At 65.3% G+C, this 20,225-nt stretch carries 18 protein-coding genes; 4 read left to right on the top strand and 14 right to left on the bottom strand.

Annotated elements, in window-relative coordinates; genetic code table 11:
• Positions 1–98 precede the first annotated feature (98 nt).
• Positions 99–1,754 carry a DUF7059 domain-containing protein gene (locus GNZ21_RS01140; RefSeq protein ID WP_157320571.1) on the bottom strand — a complete coding sequence of 552 codons (1,656 nt, stop codon included), beginning with the start codon at positions 1,752–1,754 and terminating at the stop codon, positions 99–101.
• 86 nt (positions 1,755–1,840) lie between these two features.
• On the opposite strand from GNZ21_RS01140, the gene GNZ21_RS01135 reads away from it, so the two are divergent.
• Positions 1,841–3,430: a phytoene desaturase family protein gene (locus tag GNZ21_RS01135; RefSeq protein ID WP_157320569.1), complete on the top strand. Its 1,590-nt coding sequence runs from the start codon at positions 1,841–1,843 to the stop codon at positions 3,428–3,430.
• Positions 3,431–3,673: 243 nt separating this feature from the next.
• Here the strand turns inward: GNZ21_RS01135 and GNZ21_RS01130 are convergent, their stop codons facing one another.
• Positions 3,674–4,450: a LysE/ArgO family amino acid transporter gene (locus GNZ21_RS01130; protein ID WP_157320567.1), complete on the bottom strand. Its 777-nt coding sequence runs from the start codon at positions 4,448–4,450 to the stop codon at positions 3,674–3,676.
• 129 nt (positions 4,451–4,579) lie between these two features.
• Here GNZ21_RS01130 and GNZ21_RS01125 point away from each other — a divergent pair, with 129 nt between their 5' ends.
• On the top strand, positions 4,580–5,476 hold the full coding sequence (locus GNZ21_RS01125; RefSeq protein WP_157320565.1) for an ArgP/LysG family DNA-binding transcriptional regulator: 897 nt from the start codon (positions 4,580–4,582) through the stop codon (positions 5,474–5,476).
• Between the two features lie 9 nt (positions 5,477–5,485).
• Here the strand turns inward: GNZ21_RS01125 and GNZ21_RS01120 are convergent, their stop codons facing one another.
• Positions 5,486–6,745 carry a hypothetical protein gene (locus GNZ21_RS01120; protein ID WP_157320563.1) on the bottom strand — a complete coding sequence of 420 codons (1,260 nt, stop codon included), beginning with the start codon at positions 6,743–6,745 and terminating at the stop codon, positions 5,486–5,488.
• A 271-nt stretch (positions 6,746–7,016) separates the two neighbouring features.
• On the opposite strand from GNZ21_RS01120, the gene GNZ21_RS01115 reads away from it, so the two are divergent.
• Positions 7,017–7,781 carry a CGNR zinc finger domain-containing protein gene (locus GNZ21_RS01115; RefSeq protein WP_157320561.1) on the top strand — a complete coding sequence of 255 codons (765 nt, stop codon included), beginning with the start codon at positions 7,017–7,019 and terminating at the stop codon, positions 7,779–7,781.
• Positions 7,782–7,791: 10 nt separating this feature from the next.
• Here GNZ21_RS01115 and GNZ21_RS01110 read toward each other — a convergent pair whose 3' ends face one another.
• From GNZ21_RS01110 to GNZ21_RS01080, 7 genes are read right to left on the bottom strand one after another with little or no spacing between them, the layout of a single operon-like run.
• Positions 7,792–8,763, bottom strand: a complete 972-nt coding sequence (locus GNZ21_RS01110) for an NADP-dependent oxidoreductase (protein ID WP_198345934.1) — start codon at positions 8,761–8,763, stop codon at positions 7,792–7,794.
• A 47-nt stretch (positions 8,764–8,810) separates the two neighbouring features.
• Complete coding sequence (locus GNZ21_RS01105) at positions 8,811–9,809, bottom strand: zinc-dependent alcohol dehydrogenase (RefSeq protein WP_157320559.1); 999 nt, start codon at positions 9,807–9,809, stop codon at positions 8,811–8,813.
• Positions 9,809–11,152 (bottom strand): MFS transporter, encoded by a 1,344-nt coding sequence (locus tag GNZ21_RS01100; protein ID WP_157320557.1) that lies wholly within the window; start codon positions 11,150–11,152, stop codon positions 9,809–9,811. Before GNZ21_RS01100 ends, GNZ21_RS01105 begins: the two co-directional genes overlap by 1 nt.
• 50 nt (positions 11,153–11,202) lie before the next feature.
• Entirely contained in the window at positions 11,203–12,309 is a 1,107-nt protein-coding gene (locus GNZ21_RS01095) for a phosphotransferase family protein (protein WP_157320555.1), read from the bottom strand.
• Complete coding sequence (locus tag GNZ21_RS01090) at positions 12,309–13,532, bottom strand: acyl-CoA dehydrogenase family protein (RefSeq protein WP_157320553.1); 1,224 nt, start codon at positions 13,530–13,532, stop codon at positions 12,309–12,311. Before GNZ21_RS01090 ends, GNZ21_RS01095 begins: the two co-directional genes overlap by 1 nt.
• Complete coding sequence (locus tag GNZ21_RS01085) at positions 13,529–14,302, bottom strand: SDR family oxidoreductase (RefSeq protein WP_157320551.1); 774 nt, start codon at positions 14,300–14,302, stop codon at positions 13,529–13,531. The genes GNZ21_RS01090 and GNZ21_RS01085 overlap by 4 nt, the downstream gene beginning before the upstream one ends.
• Before the next feature lie 7 nt (positions 14,303–14,309).
• A complete protein-coding gene (locus GNZ21_RS01080; RefSeq protein ID WP_198345933.1) occupies positions 14,310–15,884 on the bottom strand; it encodes a class I adenylate-forming enzyme family protein in 1,575 nt (524 codons plus the stop codon).
• Positions 15,885–16,094: 210 nt separating this feature from the next.
• Between GNZ21_RS01080 and GNZ21_RS01075 the strand changes: the two genes are divergently transcribed.
• Positions 16,095–16,682: a TetR/AcrR family transcriptional regulator gene (locus tag GNZ21_RS01075; protein WP_157320549.1), complete on the top strand. Its 588-nt coding sequence runs from the start codon at positions 16,095–16,097 to the stop codon at positions 16,680–16,682.
• Between the two features lies 1 nt (position 16,683).
• On the opposite strand, the gene GNZ21_RS15625 is transcribed toward GNZ21_RS01075, so the two are convergent.
• The 4 genes from GNZ21_RS15625 to GNZ21_RS01055 form a co-directional block, all read right to left on the bottom strand.
• Positions 16,684–17,094, bottom strand: a complete 411-nt coding sequence (locus tag GNZ21_RS15625; RefSeq protein ID WP_188503597.1) for a hypothetical protein — start codon at positions 17,092–17,094, stop codon at positions 16,684–16,686.
• 73 nt (positions 17,095–17,167) lie between these two features.
• The gene (locus GNZ21_RS01065; RefSeq protein WP_157320547.1) at positions 17,168–17,725 is read right to left on the bottom strand and encodes a hypothetical protein; all 558 of its coding nucleotides are present in this window, start codon (positions 17,723–17,725) and stop codon (positions 17,168–17,170) included.
• A gap of 27 nt (positions 17,726–17,752) precedes the next feature.
• Positions 17,753–19,114 (bottom strand): MATE family efflux transporter, encoded by a 1,362-nt coding sequence (locus GNZ21_RS01060; RefSeq protein WP_229659467.1) that lies wholly within the window; start codon positions 19,112–19,114, stop codon positions 17,753–17,755.
• Complete coding sequence (locus tag GNZ21_RS01055; protein ID WP_157320545.1) at positions 19,111–20,094, bottom strand: CPBP family intramembrane glutamic endopeptidase; 984 nt, start codon at positions 20,092–20,094, stop codon at positions 19,111–19,113. Before GNZ21_RS01055 ends, GNZ21_RS01060 begins: the two co-directional genes overlap by 4 nt.
• Positions 20,095–20,225 lie beyond the last annotated feature (131 nt).

Here is a 20,225-nt window from a genome sequence, read left to right as displayed (position 1 = left end):
ACAGTTCCCTGAGCTCACGGTTCCCCGCTCGCGCTTACCCGCACACCGTTCCCACCTACACGCCAGGTGAACCTCGGCTCCGCGCACTCCTCCGTGGCCTACTGCTCCACATACCCCTCCACATACCCCTCTATATAGAGGTCCAGGACCTCCTGGGTGAGGGTGTCCTCCTCGGTCTCAGTGAGCGAGCACACGGCGGTGATGAGCTGGGCGGCGGTGAACTCACCGTCGGCCGCGGCAAGGAAGCCGGCTGCGGCCGAGCTGATCGGGCGGGACCGGCGCAGGCCTGTGCCCTGACGGGCGATGATCACCTCGGGGTGCTCGGCGCCGAAGCGCTGATAGCGCTCCTCGGTGATGGTCTCCGGTGTGTGCAGCGCCTTCTGGAGGACGCCGGCCTCATCGGTGTGCGCTGCCAGCGCCCGCTGTACGGTCTGCCCGATCACCGGGCCCAGCGGCTGCTGGATCTCCCCGGTGAGCTGTTCGAACCGCAGCCAGGGGGTAGTGTCTTCCTGCTGCTCCGCAGGCTTCTGCAGCCAGATCAGGCCGAAGCCGATCTGCTGCACCCCGCGGGAGGCGAAGTCGGCGATGTACTGGCCATAGCGGCGTCGGTAGTCCTGGATGCTGCGTTCCTCGGATGCATCGCGCAGCCAGGTCTCGGCGTATTCGGCGGGGGTCTGCTCATCGCGCTGAATGAACCAGGCGCTCAGGCCGGCCTGGGATACCCAGCTTCGCGGGCGGGCATCCCAGGCCTCATCAGCAGAAGATTCCCAGTTGCCCAGCATCTGGGCGGTGCCGCTGGGGTTGAGCACCGCGGGCAGCCCGGCGATCAGCTCCTGCATCAGCGCATCACCTTCCCGGCCGCCGTCGCGGTAGGTGTACCGGTCGGACTCGGTCTCCCCGGCCTGCCGCGGGGTGATCACGAACGGCGGGTTGGAGACGACCAGGTCGAAGGTTCGCCCGGCCACCGGCTCCAGCAGGGACCCTTCCAGCAGCTCCACTCGGTCTTCCAGGTTCCGCGGATCCAACTCCAGGGCGGGGGCGTTGAGCAGCAGGTTGAACCGCGCGAAGTCCAGGGCTCGCGGGGAGAGGTCGGTGCCGGTGACATGTTCTGCGTGGTCCAACAGGTGCAGCAGCTGAATCCCGCAGCCGGTGCCGATGTCCAGTGCGGTCTGCACTGGCCGGCGGTGGGTGATTCCAGCCAAGGTCAGGCTGGCCTGACCCACCCCGAGCACATGATCCTTGGGCAGGGCACCGGTGACCTGATGCGAGGAGAGGTCGCTGGTGACCCACAGGTCCCTGCTGCCGGCCCTGGTCTCCACCAGGTAGGGGCGCAGATCGCAGGCGGGCCAGACGGCCTCCGGGCCCAGGACTGCCAGGCCGAGCTGCCGCAGGCCTTCCACCCCGGTGCGCGGCAGAGCCTTCTGGACCTGGTGATAGGTCACCGGCACCGCGACCAGCCATAGCGCGGTCAGCACTGCACAGCGCTGGCTCTGGCTGAGGGTTTCCGCCTCCGCTGCAGGCCCTCCCGTACTGTCGGCTTCGGCACTGGGCATCTGCTGAGAGAGTTCGGACTGCACCCGCAGCTGACCGGGTACCACCTGCTCCCGGTCCAGGGCTGCTACTGCCTCAGCACCGAGCAGCTCGGCCACCCCATCATTGGTGAACCCGGCCTCGATAAAGTCCTCACGCAGTGCCTCGATCAGCTCAATGTTCTGCGCGGAGGGTGGGCCAGGGACGGGCGGGAAAGCAGTCATGACCCCCAGCTTAGAGGCCCGCCACTGGGCCGCAGTCACCCCAGCACAGGGAACTCCCCACGGTGCACCCCCATAGACTGGGTGCCATGGCATTGCACGCGGCGGTGGTGGGCTCGGGGCCCAACGGCCTGACTGCTGCCTGCCGGCTGGCCCGCGCTGGTTGGCAGGTCACCGTCTATGAGTCGGCCGAGGCCCCCGGCGGCGCGGCCCGCTCCGCTGAGGTGTTTGGACCCGGGCTGATCAGTGACCTCGGGGCAAGTGTGCTGCCCTTTGCCTCCCCCGCCTATGAGGCGCTGCTGCCCGCCGATTCCCTGGAGTACGCGCAGCCGCCGATCCCTGCCGGACACCCCCTGGAGAACATCCCTGACTCAGCCCCGGCCCTGCTGCACCGCAGCCTGGAGCAGACCGCAGCTGAGTTGGGCCCCGACGGCGAGCTCTGGCGCTGGGTCATCGGCCCCCTGGTGCACAACTGGGATGCGGTGCGGCAGACTTTCCTCAGCCCCCGGGGCCTGCTGGAAGGCATCGGCAGTGCCGACCGGCCGGCAGATGCGCTGCGCGGGGCGGCGCGGCGCGCGGCATCGTTGCTGCAGATCGGTGCACATGGATCGATGCCGGCCCGGAACCTGATGCGCAGCTTCCGGACTGCCCGGGCCCGCGCACTGTTTGCCGGACTGGCGGCACATTCCACGGGGCCGCTGAGCCATCCTCTGACCTCTGCCTTCGGAGTGCTCTTTGCGGCAGCCGGCCATGCCGGCGGCTGGCCCGTGATCCGCGGCGGCACCCAACAACTGGTCAACGCCCTGGTGGCGGAGCTCGAGGCACATGGGGGGCAGGTCGTCACCGACTTCACCGTGGCGGGCCTCAAGGAGGTCCCACTGCCCGGGCTGCGGCAAGGGGTGCGGAAGAGCCTGAAACGCCGCGGCTACCGGATCGACGGGCTCCACCACCGCAGCCGGGGGCACCGGCGTCGCTTTGGTGATGAGGTGGCTGACGTCGTCGTACTGGATCTGACCCCGGCGCAGCTCCTCCGGCTTGAGGGCCTGCGGCTCACCGAGCGGGCACGGAGCCGGATGGCGGGTTGGAGCTACGGCCCCGGTGTGGTGAAGATCGACTACCTGGTGGACGGGCCCATCCCCTGGGAGCAGCCGGAACTGGCCCGCGCCGGGACCGTGCACCTGGGCGGCAGCGCCGAGCAGATCACCGCCAGTGAGGCGGCCGCAAACCGGGGGGTGCTGCCCGGGCGGCCCTATGTGCTGCTGGCTCAGCCCAGCGCCGCCGATGAGACCCGAACCCCGGACCACCGGACCCTCTGCTGGGCCTATGCCCATGTTCCCTTCGGGCTTGATGCCTCCGGGACGGCGCGGGCGGCCAAGCTCATCGAGGCGGAGATCAGCAGGTTCGCCCCGCAGTTCCGCGAGGCGGTGCTTCAGCGAAAGGTCTGGGGCACCGCAGAGCTGGAGACCTGGAACCCCAATCTGGTGGGAGGCAGCCTCAGCGGTGGGCTGGCCACCCCTAGCCAGATCTTCGCCGGGCCGGCACAGCTGCGCAGACCCTACTCCGTAGGCCCGGAGGGGATCTACGTGTGTTCTGCGGCCGCACCGCCCGGCGGCGGCGCGCATGGGATGCCCGGCTTCAACGCCGCTGCCGCTGTGCTGCGCGACTCCGAAGCGCGGTGAGGGTGATGGTGAGGCTCACCCGGCACCCTGATACTGCCCCCTGCCAGCTCCCGGCAGTTTCGCGTAGTGCTCTGCGCTCTGCAGCGCGTTATTTCCCTATGCGATGCGCAAAGGACTACGCACAGTGGATCCGGAAGACCTGGCTCCCCCGCCGACCCGGGTAGGATCCCCGGGCGGCAGGAGTACGAGTAACCCCGGAGGACTTAGCTCCCCCCGCCGGTCCGGCTGAAAACGGAGTCAGGCTCAGAACCCGCTGAAGGCGAGCACTCCGGCAACAATCAGCATGGTCACACCGACCACGATGTCGATGATCTGCCAGGTGCGCGGCTTATTGAGCACCTTGGCCAAGACCGCTGAGCCGCCGGCCAGGGCCGAGAGCCAGATGACCGAGGCCAGCACTGCTCCGAGGGCGAACCACCATTTCTCCGGGCCGAAGGCATTGGCCATAGTGCCCAGCACCACCAGCGAGTCCACCCATGCGTGGGGGTTGAGGACAGAGAGCATCAGTCCGGTTCCCGCCACTGTGGAGATCTTGGAGACATTGGTGACCTTGACCTGCTGCTTGGTCTTCACCGCGGCGGTCTGCTCCTGCGGATCCACCACGGGCAACTGGGAGGTCATGGCCACATGGACGGTCTCTTCAGTGCGCCGCTCAGGCAGCACTTCGCCACCGCCCCCGGGGAAATGCGGCCCTGCGGCCTCATGGTCTTTTGCCCCGCTGAGCACCGCAGTGTTCTGCGGACGGGCCGCGGAGCGGAAGGACTTCACGGCGAACCAGGTCAGGTAGGCCACGCCCAGCCAACGGATCACATCCAGCAGCCAGGGCGCGTAGTCCAGGATGGCCCCCACTCCGGCCACCCCAGCGGCGATCAGCACGATATCGCCGATCAGGCAGCAGGAAGCGGCCAGGACCACCCGGTCACGGCGAAGTCCCTGGCGCAGCAGGAAAGCGCTCTGCGGGCCGATGGCAACGATGAGCGCCATAGTGGTCAGCAGTCCGGTGAGCAGCACAGTGAGCATGTACCTCATTCTGTGCCGCCAGCACCTGTCCGCACCAGCGCATGATTCTTCACTCTGTGAAGGTATGCTTCAGATATGGCGGGGTACGACGACGCGGCACCACACTGGGTCACAGAAAGGGCACCTCGGATGAACACTGATCACCTCAGAGCGTTCGTGCTGGCAGTGGACGAGGGAACCTTTGAGGCCGCCGCCGCCCTGCTGCGGATCTCCGGATCCGCCTTCTCCCAGCGGATCAAAGCTCTGGAGAAAGAGGTGGGCCAGGTGCTGCTGACCCGTACCATTCCGGTGAAGCCCACGGAGTCGGGTGAGCAGCTGCTGCGAATTGCCCGGCAGACCATACTGCTGGAGGATGAGGCCCGGCGCAGCCTGGGCTTCCGCGGCTCGTCCGTGAACTTCCGGCCCACCATCACCCTGGCAGTGGCGATCAACGCCGATTCCCTGGCCAGCTGGTTCATCCGGGTGCTGCAGGAGGCCGCCACCTGGGACGACGTGGAGATCCACGTGCACGCCGAGGACCAGCAGCATACTGATGAGCTGCTGCGCAACGGCACAGTCTCTGCGGCGGTGACGGAGAATCCGGCGCCGGTGACCGGCTGCCGGGCCGAGCCCCTGGGCGTGATCCGCTATTGGCCAGTGGCCAGCGCCGAACTGCTGGACCGCCACCGTGACGAGCAAGGGGCCGTGGACTGGCAGCGGGTGCCGCAGATCGACTACAGCATCCGTGATGCCACCCAGCGCACCGCGCTCTCCCGGCTGGGCGTCAGCACACCCACGATCACCCACCTGCTTCCCTCAGTCCAGGCGTATAACGCTGCGGTGGGCCACGGGCTGGGCTGGGGGCTGATCCCAGAGTTCATGCTCCCGGAGGGTGTGCTCGGCGGCCAGCACCCGGATCTGGTGGTGATCTCCGAGATCGGCCCTGAGGACATCCAGCTGCACTGGCAGCACTGGAGCACCACTACCCCAGCCCTGGACCGGCTCACCGAAGCAGTGCACCGGGCCGCCAGCCGGGATCTGCTCTGAGCCGGGCAGTCACCCCTCCTGAAACTGCTTGACCCGCTCCACCAGGGCAGCGATGTTCCGGATGAACACCACCAGCCAGGCAAACAGGATGGCGGCGCCGATCAGCTCCAGTGAGGTGAGGTTCCAGTAGCCGATGGGCATCCAGAGCAGAAAACTGAACACCAGTGCGCAGGCGGCCAGGAAGCTCAGCAGGTAGAAGGAGCGCGGGAAGCCGGGCAGCAGGTAGGGCACAGCCAGCAGGATGAGCAAGAAGCTGAGCCCGAACATGGCGGTGACCAGAGTGTGCAGGTCATGGTGCAGACTCATCGGAATCAGCCCCACTGCTGCCAGGGAGAGTCCCATGACGATCATCGTTACCCGCACCACCATGATCCGCGGGGTACGGAAGTGCCCGGCAAGGGCATTGACCAACCGGATGCGCACCGGCAGCCGGCCGCTGGAGGTCCTCCGCTGCTCGGCCCGTTCCGACAGCCGATCAGCGACCCGGCCGCGTTCGAACTCCCCCCAGATCTCTAGGTCACGGGCTATGAATGCGGTCAGCGTGGTGATGATGACCCCGGAGACCACCAGGGTGGTGTTGAAGGTCCAGAAGCTGGTCAGCCCGGCCTGCCCGGTGCCCAGCTCGGAGAACATCACATGCCACCAGAAGGGGTTCTCGGCGAAGATCATCGAGACCAGCACCCCGGAGGCCATGAAGATCGCCAGCAGGGTGGAGAGGCTGAAAGCAGTGATTCGGGCTCCGGAGTTGAAGCTGAAATAGGCGGCCACCCCGCCCACGATGGCCACCAGCACCGATCCGGCTATATGGTCCACGGTCAGGCCGATGAATGCTTCCTGGAATACCCGGAAGATGCCCAGAGTGCCCATTACCGCAATGGAGGAGTGCACCACCAGCAGGGCCATGGTGTCCACCAGCTGGCGCAGCCGGGGCCGCTGGCCCAGCCAGATATTCGCCATCCGGGCGTTGAGCGAATAGCCCAGCAGAAACGCTATACCGGCGGTGACTCCGCCGACCACGGAGCCGTAGAACTGGATGGAGTCATCCCCGGCCAGAACCGGCCGCTGCTGGTAGAACACCACCAGCCCCACCAACAGGCCCAGCAGCCCCCCGCCCAGGGCGGACCAGATGGCCCTGGACTCCACCATCACCTGCAGCCGGGCCAGGCTCTGCACCTGGTGCGGGGTGGTGGTACTGGGGTGGGCAGCCTCCTCCTGCGCCACGGTGGCGGCCAGCGTCCTTGCGCGGCCTGGTCTGCGGATGCTGCTCACACACCAGACCTATCAGATTGACGCCTGAGTTTTAAGCCCAGCATTCAGCTGCCGGTTAGGCTTCAGATGACCTCAGGTTACCGCCGTTGACCCCGCTCAGACCGCTTCTCCCCAGGTCAGCGCCGCTAAGGCTACACTGGGAGACCTGAGCGGCTGACACTGTTGTCCATCCCCACGACCGTGTAGAGTGCCGCTCAACGTTGCACCCACCCACGCCTTCAGCTGCCGTTCCAGTATGAGGGCGTGAACCAAATTCGGCAGGAGAAACTGCATGTTCAACGCAGAAGTCAATCGTGCTCTGATATCGGCCGCTGATCTGATCAACACGGCCGGAGGGCTCAAGAGCGCCAAAACCACCCCGGATGTCCTGGACTCCGTAGAAGGTCTGAAGGCCTTTCTGGCCCAGCGCGAGCCTGAGCTGGAGTGGCCCAGCAGCAAGGCTACCCGCAAGCAGCTCGAGAAGGTGCGCGAGCTGCGTGAGGCGCTGCACAGGGTCTGGCAGTCGGCCCCGATCACCAAGCCGGAGGAACTGGCCCTCATCAACGACCTGCTGGAGGGGGTCGGCACCCGGCTGGTGCCTGCAGAAGAGGGCGAGACCGCCTTCCGGGAACGTCCCATCCCGGTTTCGGACCAGATCAGCGATCTGATCACCGCCACAGTGGCTGCGGCCCTGGCCCATCTGGTCACCCGAGATGAGACCAGCCGGCTGCGGATCTGCCGCGGGGATGACTGTGAGGCTGCGATTGTGGACCTCACCCGGAACCGCTCCAAGCTGTTCTGCGACTACGGCAACTGCGCCAACCGCGCCCATGTGCGGGCCTACCGTGCCCGGCAGGCCGCCAAACGCAACGGCAGAACCAACGACGCCGCCGGCTCACCAGAGAGTTCGGCACCACGGCTGACTAAGCCCTCTGCCGCGGAGAAGGCCGATCAGCTGAACCGGCCCACCTCGGCCTCAGCGATCGCGGCCAAGGAGTTCCGCGACCGGATGCGTGCCGAGCTGATGGACAAGCGGCAGAAGAAGGCCAAGAAGTAGTAGTTCAGCGCTAAACCATCGTGAGGACGAGTTTGCCGGTGGTACGGCCAGTTTCCCCGGCCTCGTGGGCACGGGCAACCTGAGTCAGAGGGAAGGTATCCGAGACCTCCGCCTTCAGCCGGCCCTCATTCACTAATTGAGTCAGCGCCTGCATGCCTGCCTGGTCGGCCTCGACCAGGATCAGCTCGGCGCGCACCCCCAACTCCGCCGCGCGATCCCACAGCCCTTCGGCGGGTCGCGGCAGGGTGGATACCAGAACACCCCCCGGCCGGAGGCTCTGCAGTGAACGGAGCTGGTATTCCCCTCCGATGGTATCCAAGACAACATCGGCACCTTTGACTGCCTCGGTGAAGTCGACCTCGCGGTAATCGACCATCTCATCGGCACCGAGGTTCTGCACAAAGCTGTGCTTGGCCGCGCTGGCAGTGCCAATGACATAGGCGCCCCGAGCCTTGGCTATCTGAACTGCGGCGTGGCCAACTCCCCCGGCGGCAGCATGGATCAGCACACGATCACCGGCGCTGATGCCGGCGGTGTCCACCAATGATTGCCACGCTGTGAGCCCAACGAGGGGAAGCGCACCAGCCTGGACGTGGCTCAGCGCAGCAGGCTTGGGCACGAGTGCGCGGGCCGGAGCCGTTACATACTCCGCATGGGACCCCGCCCCATATGGGTATGGAAGCATACCGTAGACCTCATCACCTGGCTTGTGCAGGGTGACTCCGAGTCCTACCTCCTCCACCACGCCAGAGACATCCCAGCCCAGGGTGTAGGGAGGATCTCCGAGGAACCGGCGTCCGGCGCGGTGCTTCCAGTCCGTCGGGTTGACCCCGGCCGCGTGCACCCGGACGAGAACCTCTCCGATATCAGGCCGGGGCCGCGGCACCGTGGTAATCCGGAGCACCTCTGGGCCGCCGAACTCCTCCTGTCTCACAGCCTGCATCAGAGGCTTCACCGAGGATTCTGCATTGCTGTCTGACATGTGCCATCCTTTCTCTGCCGCAGTGCCGCTCAGTATCTCACCTGGGTTTACATTCTCACTACCGTACGACCGTAGCCACGCTCGGGACCTGCCGGATCCAGCGCTGCCGGTGCCTCGCCGAGGCTGATGGTCCGTCCGATGGCCTGGTCAGGGTTCAGCTTCCCCTCCGCCATCTTCTGCAGGACGTAGGAGATGTCCTCATCAGTGAAAGCGTAACTGCCAGTGACTGTCTTCTCGTCGCGCACTAGGGAATTGTCCATCTGAACAGTCATCGGTCCGCCTAGCCCGACAACGCTGAGCTGACCCCCGGCTGGCAGCAGCTCCAACAGGCTGCTTATCGTCTCCGAGATACCTACGAAGTCGAAGATATGCGGCAGGAGCGGCGGGTCCTGGAGCTCACTTACCTTCGCCGACACATTGTCGGCACCCGCGTCCACCGCTGCCTTCCTGGCCTCAGGCCTGGGGTCCACCACGGCGATTGGGCCGACGCCCAGAGCTGAGAGCAGTTGCACGGCAGCCAGCCCCAGACCTCCTGCTCCGTTGAGCAAGCACCCCTCTCCGGCACTGATGCCGGATTTTCGGATGGCGTGCCACGGAGTGGCGTAGGCATCAGTGGCAATAGCCGCGTGGTCGAACGGCACCCCGTCCGGAATCGGGATGATGTTGCGAGTGGGCACTACCACGTACTCGGCAAGTCCACCGTGGTGGACGATGCCCAAGCCCTCCCGGCGCTGGCACAGCGAACTGCGTTGAGCCGCACACTGGCGGCAAGTGCCGCAAGTGATGAGAAAGTTCACCGCCACTGGCATCCCAATGAGCCCCTGGTCCTCCTCGGACCCTGCTTTCTCCACTACTCCTGCGATCTCGTGTCCCAGAATGAGCGGGAATCTGGCTGCCGGGTTTGCACCGTGGACGATATGCGTGTCTGAGCCGCAGATCCCCGCCGCCACCACCCGAATCCGAACCTGACCGGGTCCCGGCAGTGGAGCGGGGATGTCCCGCACCGCGGGTGCTTGGTGGGGTGCGTGCAGGTAAAGCGCCTCCATCAGCGAACCGCGTTGAGGTCGATAGCTTTAGTCTCCGGGAGCAGCCGAACCGCGATGAGCGTAACCACGCAGAGCAGTACCACATAAAGGTTGGACATCCACTGCATCTCCAGACTGTTGAAAAGCTGGTTGAGATATGGGGCGAATCCCCCGAAGACCGCCACCGAGATGGAGTAGGCCAGCCCGATATTCCGGGTCCGCTGGGCGGTGGGGAACACCTCTGACATTACGCAGGAGAGCAGGGCGCCTGCGGCGCCGACGATCAGCAAGGCCACCATAGAGGCGACCAGCAACGTCCACGGCTGAGCAGAAATCAGTCCCATGAGGGGAAACTGCAATAACGCCATGCCGAAGCCGAATGTGTACAGCACCGGTTTGCGGCCGATTCGGTCTGAGAGTCGGCCCCAGAGCGGCAGGGCGCACAACGCCACGAACTGTGCGGCCACAGTGACCCAGTAGGCACTGTTGGCGGCCATGCCCTGTTCGACGATCGCGTAGGTGGACACATATGACGTCCAGGTGTAGTGGGCTGAGGTGACTCCGGAGACCATTGCGATGATCAGGAGAATCGCTTTCCATTGGGTTTTGGGCCGGACGGCCTCGACAACTTCGGGGTCGGCGGCCTGTACCGCGTCCTCGAGCACGTCCTCTGGGGTGATGTCCTCCTCGAGGACCTCCTCGAACGTGGCGGACTCGGCCATACCCATGCGCATCCACAGAGCCACCACAGCGAGAAGGGCGCCCAGCCAGAACGGGATTCGCCAGCCCCACTCTAGGACGAAGGACTCATCCGCATTGAAGGTGATGGTTCCACCTACGGTATAAGCCATCACCGAGCCGCCGAAGATGGCGATGAATACTACCGAGCCCCATTGACCGCGGCGGTGTCGCGGGGCAATCTCAGCGACATAGCTGTTAGCTGCGGCTGATTCCCCACCGTGTGCGAAGCCCTGCACGATGCGCAGCAGTAGGAGGAGCAGCGAGGCCCAGATCCCGACCGTCTCGTAGGTCGGAAGCAGTCCGATGGCCACGGAGGCGATCGCCATGGTCATCATGGTGGTGATCAGGACGAACTTTCGGCCCTTTCGGTCAGCAATGTGGCCGAAGACAACTCCGCCCAGGGGCCGCATGAGGAACCCCACGGCGAAGACTGCCAGGGTGGACAGCAGCGCTGAGACCGGGTTGTCAGGGTTGAACATCACTTGGGCGATGAAGGGAGCGAAGACCGCGTAGGCGGACCATTCGTACCATTCCAGCAGCTGGCCGGCGGTACTGGCGCCGAGGGATTTTCGCTGAGCCTTCTGCTGTCTTCGGGCAACGGTGCCCGCGGGGGAGTATGCCATGGGAGTTCTCTCCTTCGAGTGCTCGGATACGGAATGAGTCGGTGTGCCAGTCAGCAGCCCGAGCCCGTTTTGACGCGAAATTTTCGGGAATAGTTCAGAGCCTGTTCCAGCAGTTCGGGAATGCCCCGTTCGAGGCTTTGGGCGAAGCTGTCGCCGGGACGTTCGCCCTTGAGCCAGCGGGTGTACATGGCCTCGCAGAAGATTGCTGCCTTCCACAGCGCCATCGTCTGGTACCAGGGCAGAGCGTCAAGGTCTAGGGAGCTCTGCCCCGCATAGGCCTCCACCAGCTCATCCCGGCTGTGGAAGCCCTCCTGCCGGGTGACTGAGGTCAGCTCCAGCACGGTCCCTGGCTCACCAGCCTGTGCATAGGTGGCAGTGAGATAGCCGAGATCTGCCAGTGGGTCCCCCAGGGTGGCCATTTCCCAGTCGAGTACCGCTTCCACCCGGGGAAGCGACGTCTTGCCTGGCTGGGGAGGGCTGTACATGAGGTTGCCCATTCGAAAGTCGCCGTGGATCACCGTATGCCGTTGAGTCGTTGGGAGGTGATCGCGCAGCCACCGTGAAAGCTCGTCAACCAGCCGGATCTCCCTCCGGGTGTTCATCGGCCAGAGCTGAGCGAATCGGTCCACTTGCCGTTGCAGATACCCTTCAGGCCGACCAAGAGCCGCCACCTCTGGGTGGCTGACGTCCACCGAGTGCAGCTGCTGAAGGGTTTCCACCATGGCGGAGGAGAGCTGCCTGCGGGATTCGGGCGTGCCGTACGCCGGTGCCAACGAGTCAGTGATGACGTCGCCAGGGATGTAGTCCATCACGTAGAAAGGCACACCCAGCAGACTCTGGTCTTCGCAGACCGCGCGGATTCGGGGCACCGGAAAGCTGTGCCCTGCCAGAGCCTGTTGCACCCGGGCCTCTCGGAGCATGTCATGGGTGGATTTGGGCAACGGGGGCCGTGGTCCCCGGCGAAGCACGAGGTCGGTGCCCTGCCGAAGGATCCGAAACGTGACGTTCGACTGGCCCTCCCCGACCCGGAACACTTCCAACTCGCCGGTGCCCAGTCCGTGAGCGTCCAGGAACTTCTGCACCTCCTCGACGATGAGCAGCGGGGGCATTTGCAGCTGACGGGCCTCATGCGTGCTCTGAACGATCTCCGCACTCATCAGGCACCCCCGGAGTATTCCGCAGACTGCTCCATGCGGCGTTGCTGCCGGTGCACAGCACGTCGGGCGATGGCCCAGCGATGCGTCTCGGAGGAGCCGTCGTAGATGCGGAAGGGTCGCACCTCATTGAGGTACTGGGCCAGAGGGAGGTTGGTGGAGACCCCGTCCCCCCCGCAGAGCTGGACCGCCCGGTCAATAATCCGGTAGACAGCTTCCGAGCAGTGCACTTTGGCGATTGAGGAGAGCCGGGAGCCGGCCTTCGGGTCTCTCTCCAGCAGATGGGCAGTGCGCTCGATGATCGACCGGGAGGTCTCAATGTCGATCTCACTGTCAGCAATCATCGCCTGGGCGATGCCCTGCTCAGCCAGTTTGGCGCCGAAGATCTCCCTCTGATTGGCTCGCTTCAGAACGATCTCCTGCGCCCGGGAAGCCAAACCCAACCAACGCATGCAGTGTGTCAGCCGCGCCGGACCGAGCCTGACCTGGGCGTACCGGAAGCCCTGATGAGGCTCGCCGAGCACGGCTTCGTCGTCAACCCGTACATCCTCCAGCACCACATGGGGGTGCCCGCCTCCGATGGATCGGTCAATGGTGTGGATCTGCCGGGGGATAGAGATTCCTGGGCTCTCCATGGGCACCAGGAACATGGTGGCGCCAGAGGCCTCTGCGCCCTCGGGCTGCGTTCGGGCCATCACGATCATGAATGATGCAGTGTTGGCCCCTGAGCTGAACCTCTTCTCGCCCGTGATGATCCACTCACCGCCCTCGCGCCGCGCAGTAGTCTGCAGCTGCGAGGGGTCGGACCCGGCTCCCGGATGCGGTTCGGTCATCCCGAAGCAGGAAGTGGCCTCACCGCTGGCTAGAGGGGCCAGGTACTGCTGCTTCTGCTGTTCGCTGGCAATCTCGCTGAGCATATGCATATTCCCCTCATCGGGAGCCATGCAGTTCAGCGCCGTCGGTCCCAGCGGCGATCGGCCGGCTGCTTCGAAAATCTGTGGCCACTGCGAGATGGGCAGACCCAGCCCACCCCATCTCCGGGGGACATGGGGGGCGAAGATCCCTGCATCACGGGCGGCCTGTTGAAGCTCCTTGCGCAGGGCGGGGTCAAGATGGTCCCCAGGGGCAGGCTCCCGAGGGATGACAACCTCGTCTACAAAGCGCTCTATGCGGGAGCGCAGCTGCGTCAGCTCTTCCGGACTGCGATGCTCAGCTACTCCACTCATGCGGTGCCTCCTGCGACGGTCAGGCCACCATCCAGAGTCAACACTTGGCCGGTAATCCAACCAGCCGAGTCCGAGACCAGGAACTCGACAGCACCGCTGACGTCTTCGGGCACCCCGAGGCGCTTGAGCGGGTAGTCGGCGGCGACCTGGTCCTCTTTGCCCTCGTAGAGCGCCCGGGCGAAGGACGTCTTGACCACCGCGGGGGCGACGGCATTGACCCGAACCTCAGGTCCCAGCTCCACCGCTAGGGTGCGGGTCAAATGGGAGACCGCAGCCTTGCTGACCCCGTAGATCCCGATGCCATTTGAGGGGACCTCGCCGGTCACCGAAGAGAGGAAGACTACCCGTCCACTGTGCTCGCGGAAGCCGAGGCGGGCATGGACCAGGGCACGCTGCACCCAGCTGAGTCCAGCAAGCACATTGACCTCCAGCACTTTGCGGGCGGCATCCAAGTCAACTTCCGCCACCGGTCCGTAGACCGGGTTGATGCCGGCGTTGTTGATCAGTATGTCGAGCCGACCAGTGCGCGCGGCGATAGTCTCAAGCACCTCCTCCTGGTGTTCGACGGAGTCGGCCTTGCCTGCGATGCCGAGGGCCCCTTCCGGCAGCTGTTCAAGCGCCGCGTCGAGCCCCGCCTGCTTGCGGGCAGTGATCACCACCGTCGCCCCTGCTGCTGCCAGACGCTGAGCGATGCTCAGCCCGATGCCACGGCTGGCGCCGGTGATCAGCGCGGTTTGGCCGGTCAGATGTTCTATGGTCTGCTCTGTCATTAGTGCTTCACGCTTCCTGGTTACGCAGTTTTCGACGTTGGATCTTGCCGGTGGCGGTCTTGGGGAGGTCGTCAATCACGGTGACCTTCTTGGGACATTTGTAGGGTGCAAGTCTGCCGCGCACGTAGTGGCGCAGCTGCTCCGGGTCAACGGTGCCACCCTGCTGCAGGGACACGAAGGCGACCACACGCTCGCCGCTGTAGGGGTCAGGCTCGCCCACCACAGCGGCTTCGCGGACAGCCGGGTGCTCATAGAGGATGTCTTCGACTTCACGGGGCCAGACCTTGTAGCCGGACACGTTGATCTGATCCTTCTTCCGATCCACCAGGTAGATCCACCCTTCGGAGTCCATGATGGCCACGTCCCCGGTGCGCAACCAGCCGTCCACAATCGTCTGTTCGGTGGCCTCGGGCTTATTGAGGTATCCGCTAGTGATCTGAGGCCCGCAAAGCTCGAGCTCACCGGCCTCACCCGGTGCCGCCGGTCGGCCGTCAAGATCAGTCACACGGGCCTCCATCCCGGGCAGCGGAACCCCTATCGAGAGAGTCCCGGAGGGTTCGTGGACCGGAGCCTGAGCACCAAGCGGCACGGCGATCACCGCGGATGCGGTCTCGGTCATCCCGTAGATGTTGTGGATGTAATGCCCGTAGCGGCTGCGAAACTTCTCCACTGTGGCTGGCGGCACCGGTGCACCCCCGGAAAAGACGGTGCGCAGGCTGGCCAGGTGTTCGGGCCCACCGTCAGGAAGGTCCAGCAGGGCGTTGTAGACAGTGATGGACCCAAGAATGTGGTGAATCCCGTGCTCTGCGATGGTTTTCAGCATCAGATCAGCGCGAATGCGGTTGACAAAGACATACTCGGTTTGACTGATCAGCGCCGTGACCGTTGTGGCCACTGCTCCGGTGATGTGGAACAGGGGAGCCACGGCCAAGATCTTCTGCCCGGGCTGCACGTGGTACCAGTGCGCGTTGCTCTCCCCGACTGCCAGCAGGTTGCGGTGGGTACCCACCGCGCCCTTGGGCGGGCCGGTGGTGCCGGAGGTGTAGGTGAGCAATGCCGGGGAGTCCGGCGTGTTGGTGACCGGCTCCGGACACCGATTCTGGTTCGGGACGAGCTGCAGCTCTTCCTCCTGGACACTGATCGCCCAGGCGAGTCCAGCCGCTGCGCGGATGTCCTCAGCCTCCTCCGCCAGGGCGATGAGCCCTACCGGACCGGCATCGTTGAGGATGTGCTGCAGCTCCCTCTCCTGGTACATGGGGTTGAGCACCAGGGCGACGCCGCCAATCTTCCACAGGGCCAGCATGCACAAGGCAAACTGGGGGATGTTCTGCAGCCGGATGCCGACACGATCTCCGGGAGTGACCCCACGGGACTGGAGCTCGGCGGCAAGTGCGTCACTGAGTTTGTCAGCCTCATGAGCAGTGAGCGTCTGCTCGAAGTACGTCAACGCTGGGCGGTCCGGTCCGGCGGCCACGCGGTCGCGCCAGACGGCATCCAAGGTGGTAGTCAGCAGGTTCAGCTCAGCCGACACATGATCCGGGTACAGCCGGTGCCACGGTTTGGCTGTGGTGGTCAGCGCCACGAGAACCTCCATAGTCTTCGGTTTGCAAGAAGCGGGTTGGGATACCTCTCGGTACCGACCGATCAATCGCTCGGTACTACCGAATGTAAGGCAGGTCACTGTTTCGCGCAAGAGGTTTGCGGAGAATTTCTCAGCAGGGCTCCTCGGCGTCCGGATAAGATCAGGCCAGACATGCCGTGTGAGCAACTAAGGAAGTGGGGCAGCTGCCAGGTGAGCGAACTGCCAGAGTCAATGCCGCTGGGCAAGGTGCGCCAGGCGGCTCTAGAGTGCTTTGCCGCCAACGGTTTTCACGGGACCTCCATCCGTCAGATCGCTGGGGCCGCGGGCCTCTCGGTGCCCGGCATGTACCACTACTACACCTCGAAGCACGAGATTCTGGACTCGCTGTGCGAAGTGGCCATGGAGACGCTGCTGACCGCCTCTCGAACAGCGGCTGAGCGGCCTGACACTCCTGTACTGGAACGCTTCGACAGCCTGATCCGGGTGATGGTCCTCTTCCACGCCCGATTCTCCGCCATCGCCTTCGTCACGCTCAGCGAGATTAGGAGCTTGCAGGGGGAAGCCAGGGTCCGGCACATCGCTGCGCGCAATGAACAACAAGCGCTGCTGAACCGACTGATCGAAGAAGGCTGCGCCGAAGGAGTGTTTGGCACTGCCCATCCGCGCCATGCTGCTCGGGCGATTACGGCAGCATGCCTGGGCGTGTCCCGCTGGTTTCGCCCCGAGGGCCAGAACACTCCAGAGGAGCTTGCGGAAATCTACGTAGACATCTGCCGAGCTGCCGCCGGGGCCGCCTGACTCAGCTTCCTCGTTCCGACCCAGGGCCCCTATCCTGCTCGGGCTTCTGCTGCTCGGCCTGTTCGCGGCGGGCCTTCTCCCGCCGCTGGGCCACCTGCTGGCGATAGAGCTCCTCGGAGTTGCGGTTGACCCCGGCACCCCGGGAGAGTTCCTCCGGGTTCTCCCGGGAGGCCAGCTGCAGCATGGAGACGATCAGCAGGCTGGCGATAAAGGCGATGCCGAAAGCCAGCAGCGCTAAGTTGATCGGGTTGTCCAGACCCGCAGAATCGTGCTCCACCCGTGGGTTGTCTGATCCTCCGGAGGAGACGATCAAGGTCACAAAACCGGCCACGAAGCCGAGGCCGAAGGAGAAGATCAGCGGTGCCTTCACCGTCTCCAGCACAGAGCGCCGCTGCTGAGAATCCTTGGGCACGTGGGTGAACTTCCTTCGAAAGTGGTGGGGCGACGTCGTCGTAGCTATTCTACGCCCCGTAGAAGATGCTGTGCTAGCTGCCTCGGCGGGCCTCGTGGGTCAGCCCGCCTGCGCTGATGCCTAGCAGCACTGCCATGATGATCACTCCGGTGCCGGAGATGCCCAGGATGCCGTGCGGATCCAGGCCGGCCCCCAGGAAGAGTCCGAGACCGGTGAGGACTCCGACCACCCCCAGGATCACATGGTCGCGAGAGGGCAGGAACTCACCGCGCACCTTCAGCGCTCCGTAGAGTTCGCAGGCGCCCATCAGGGTGAAGCCGATCCCGGCGATGACGGCCAGTGCGGCGGTGGAGGTCGCGAAGAGCGCCGCGATCCCGGCGAAGACCCAGCTGGCCGATCCTAGGGCCATGGCACCGGTCAGGGCCGGCGGGACCTCCTCGGACTTCACATAGTCCCAGACCGCGGTGGCGGCCAGGATGAAGAAAGCCGCCAGAGCGATCCGGGCCACGGTCATGGTGTCTTCAGTCCAGAAGATGGTGAAGGCGGCAAAAATGGCCGTGATGCCGGCCCGCACCCAGGCGGGGCGGACAAGGGCTGCAGCGGTCCGGGGTTCCATACGGGTCAGTGGCACGGGGCCGAGTTTATCGGGTTTGGCTGATCAGCGGGACTCGCCCAGCACCATCCAGCGGCTGCTGCCGTGGGTGCGCGCCCCCAGGGTCGCTGCACGGGCGGCCATGAACAGCACCGCGAAGGCCAGCCAGAGCAGCAAGATGGACTCGCCACCGGCGGCACCCCGGCCGGCAATCCACGCCAGAGCCGGCAGGTAGATGATCAAATTCACCACGCCGGCCACCGCCAGGTAGCGGACATCGCCGGCTCCCATAAGCACGCCGTCGAGCACAAACACATAGCCGGCCAGCGGCTGGGCCGCCGCCAGGACAAACAGCGCCACAGTGATCATCCCGGCCACCTCCGGGTCCGGGGTGAACAGGCGCGGAACCCAGGGAGCGGCCACTGCGGTGAGGGCACCCACCACGGCGCCGAAACCGATTCCCCACCAGATCATGGTGCGGATCATCCGCCGGGCCTGGGCCTCCCTGCCGGCACCGAGCTCCCTGCCGATCAGCGCCTGGGCGGCGATCGCCAATGCGTCGAGCACAAAGGCCAGGGTGGAGAAGAAGGTGAAGGCCACTTGGTGGGCGGCCAGGGTCTCAGGGCCCAGGCCGGTGGCCACCACCACCGTGGCGACCAGGGCTGCGCGCAGACTCAGTGTGCGCAGGAACATCCAGCCGCCGACCCTGGCGGCGTAGCGCAGAGCCACCGGGTCTGCGCCGAGCGGCACCCCTGCGGCCCGCATTCTGGGGACCAGGATCAGCAGGTACGTGATGGCCATGCCCCACTGCGCCACCGAGGTGCCGATGGCCGCACCGGCAACTCCCAACCCCAGCGGGTGGACCAGGATCAGGTTGAGCAGCGCATTGCCGCCGAAGCCGGCAGCCGCGACCACCAGCGGGGTCCTGGTGTCCTGGAAGCCCCGCAGCGCGCCGACTGCGGCGAAGACCAGCAGCATGGCGGGCAGCCCGGGCAGCGACCACAGCAGGTAGTCGTAGGCATGCGGATGGATCTCACCGGTGCTGCCGAGAGCCTGCAGCACCTGTTCGCCTGCGGCCAGGCCGATCAGCGCCAGCACGGTGCCCAGGGACAGGGCCAGCCAGATGCCGTCGCGGCCGGCTGCCAGTGCCTTGGCGGTCTTACCTGCTCCCACATAGCGGGCCACCGCAGGGGTGGTGGAGTAGGCCAGGAAGATCATCAGGCCCACTACTGTGTGCATCACCGTGACGCCCAGGGCAGCCCCGGCCAGCTCGGCGGTGCCCAACCAGCCGATGATGGCGGTATCGGCCATCAGGAACAGGGGTTCGGCCACCAGTGCACCGAGAGCCGGCACCGCCAGTGCCAGAATCTGCTTGGCCAGCGGCCGGGGGTCGTGGCTGGGAGCTGGCCCAGCGGTCTCCTGACTCACCCGATCAGGTTGGCCAGCCAGTACAGGCTCTGGTACGGCTGCCCGAAGTCCTCGGCCCAGGGCAGCACAAAATAGCTGACCAGCAGGGACATGAAGTTATTGAAGAAATGCAGCACCCAGGCGTAGAAGAGATTGCGCCCGGTGACGATATAGCCCACGCTGATCAGCACGCCCATAGTGAGGTAGGGGACCAGGGAGACCAGGGTGAGGTCATCGGCCAGGCCGAAGAGTGCTGGGATGAAGTGCAGCAGCGGGAAGGCGATGATGGAGACCGCACCGCAGATCCACACGTTGATATAACGGGAGAGCTTACCGATGAGCAGGTGCCGGAAGAAGTACTCCTCCACAAAGGGACCCAGCACTGCGATGACCGCCACCGCGGCCAGGAACGGTACCGCCTGCAGCATAGTGTCGATGGCCTCCTGGTTCTCGGAGGTCTCGGGATCTGCTCCCAGCACCACTACGATCAGCACAAAGTTCAGCAGCAGAGTGGCCAGCCAGGCGAAGGGCACCAGCAGCAGCTTCAGCCACCAGAGGTAGGCGAAAGCTCTGACCGAGCGCCATAGGGCGGCGGCGGAGACAGACATGGTGATCGCCGCCAGCACGCCGTAACTGATCGCGTTGATGGTGAACATGCCCTGCTGCTGCTGGATCTCATCACCGGCCATCAGGGCGTTGACGGGCGGCAGCAGCGCCAGGAAGCTGACCAGCCCGGTGAGGAAACCGAGCACGTAGAACAGCGTGGCGCCTAGATCCCACCAGGTGAACCGGCCCGGCTCCGAATCCTGCTGACGCTTCCGAGGCGGCCGCTGGCCCCAGCCCGAGGGCGGCCCGGCATGGAACTGCGCTGGGGGGCGCTCTCCGAACAGGGGATCACCCGGCTTCCAACCAGGCGGCGGGCCGCTCAGTACGTTGCGCTCAGGGAACCCCCCGGGTACCGGACCGTAGGGATTGGACACAGGAGGCGGCTGCTGGCTCATTGCCTCCAGCCTAATGAATTCCACCAGGGGAAGCATCCGCCTGGGGGATGACTAGGCAGATGGGTGCACCCCGGGGCCGCAGACGCTGCGGCGTAGTTGTTTGTCCGGTTATGCGGTCCGAATCGGGGCCT

Origin of the sequence: Nesterenkonia alkaliphila (assembly GCF_009758175.1) — a bacterium.
GTDB classification, from domain to species: Bacteria; Actinomycetota; Actinomycetes; order Actinomycetales; family Micrococcaceae; genus Nesterenkonia; species Nesterenkonia alkaliphila.
This window is presented reverse-complemented; position numbering and strand designations above follow the sequence as displayed.

What these genes read in the sequence shown, in the direction of transcription:
- GNZ21_RS01055 (WP_157320545.1), bottom strand. Translation starts at nt 20,094, where the DNA reads ATGAGCCAGCAGCCGCCTCCTGTGTCCAATCCCTACGGTCCGGTACCC.
- GNZ21_RS01110 (WP_198345934.1), bottom strand. Translation starts at nt 8,763, where the DNA reads ATGTCAGACAGCAATGCAGAATCCTCGGTGAAGCCTCTGATGCAGGCT.
- GNZ21_RS01115 (WP_157320561.1), top strand. Translation starts at nt 7,017, where the DNA reads ATGTTCAACGCAGAAGTCAATCGTGCTCTGATATCGGCCGCTGATCTG.
- GNZ21_RS01125 (WP_157320565.1), top strand. Translation starts at nt 4,580, where the DNA reads ATGAACACTGATCACCTCAGAGCGTTCGTGCTGGCAGTGGACGAGGGA.
- GNZ21_RS01095 (WP_157320555.1), bottom strand. Translation starts at nt 12,309, where the DNA reads ATGAGTGCGGAGATCGTTCAGAGCACGCATGAGGCCCGTCAGCTGCAA.
- GNZ21_RS01090 (WP_157320553.1), bottom strand. Translation starts at nt 13,532, where the DNA reads ATGAGTGGAGTAGCTGAGCATCGCAGTCCGGAAGAGCTGACGCAGCTG.
- GNZ21_RS01100 (WP_157320557.1), bottom strand. Translation starts at nt 11,152, where the DNA reads ATGGCATACTCCCCCGCGGGCACCGTTGCCCGAAGACAGCAGAAGGCT.
- GNZ21_RS01140 (WP_157320571.1), bottom strand. Translation starts at nt 1,754, where the DNA reads ATGACTGCTTTCCCGCCCGTCCCTGGCCCACCCTCCGCGCAGAACATT.
- GNZ21_RS01085 (WP_157320551.1), bottom strand. Translation starts at nt 14,302, where the DNA reads ATGACAGAGCAGACCATAGAACATCTGACCGGCCAAACCGCGCTGATC.
- GNZ21_RS01130 (WP_157320567.1), bottom strand. Translation starts at nt 4,450, where the DNA reads ATGCTCACTGTGCTGCTCACCGGACTGCTGACCACTATGGCGCTCATC.
- GNZ21_RS01105 (WP_157320559.1), bottom strand. Translation starts at nt 9,809, where the DNA reads ATGGAGGCGCTTTACCTGCACGCACCCCACCAAGCACCCGCGGTGCGG.
- GNZ21_RS01135 (WP_157320569.1), top strand. Translation starts at nt 1,841, where the DNA reads ATGGCATTGCACGCGGCGGTGGTGGGCTCGGGGCCCAACGGCCTGACT.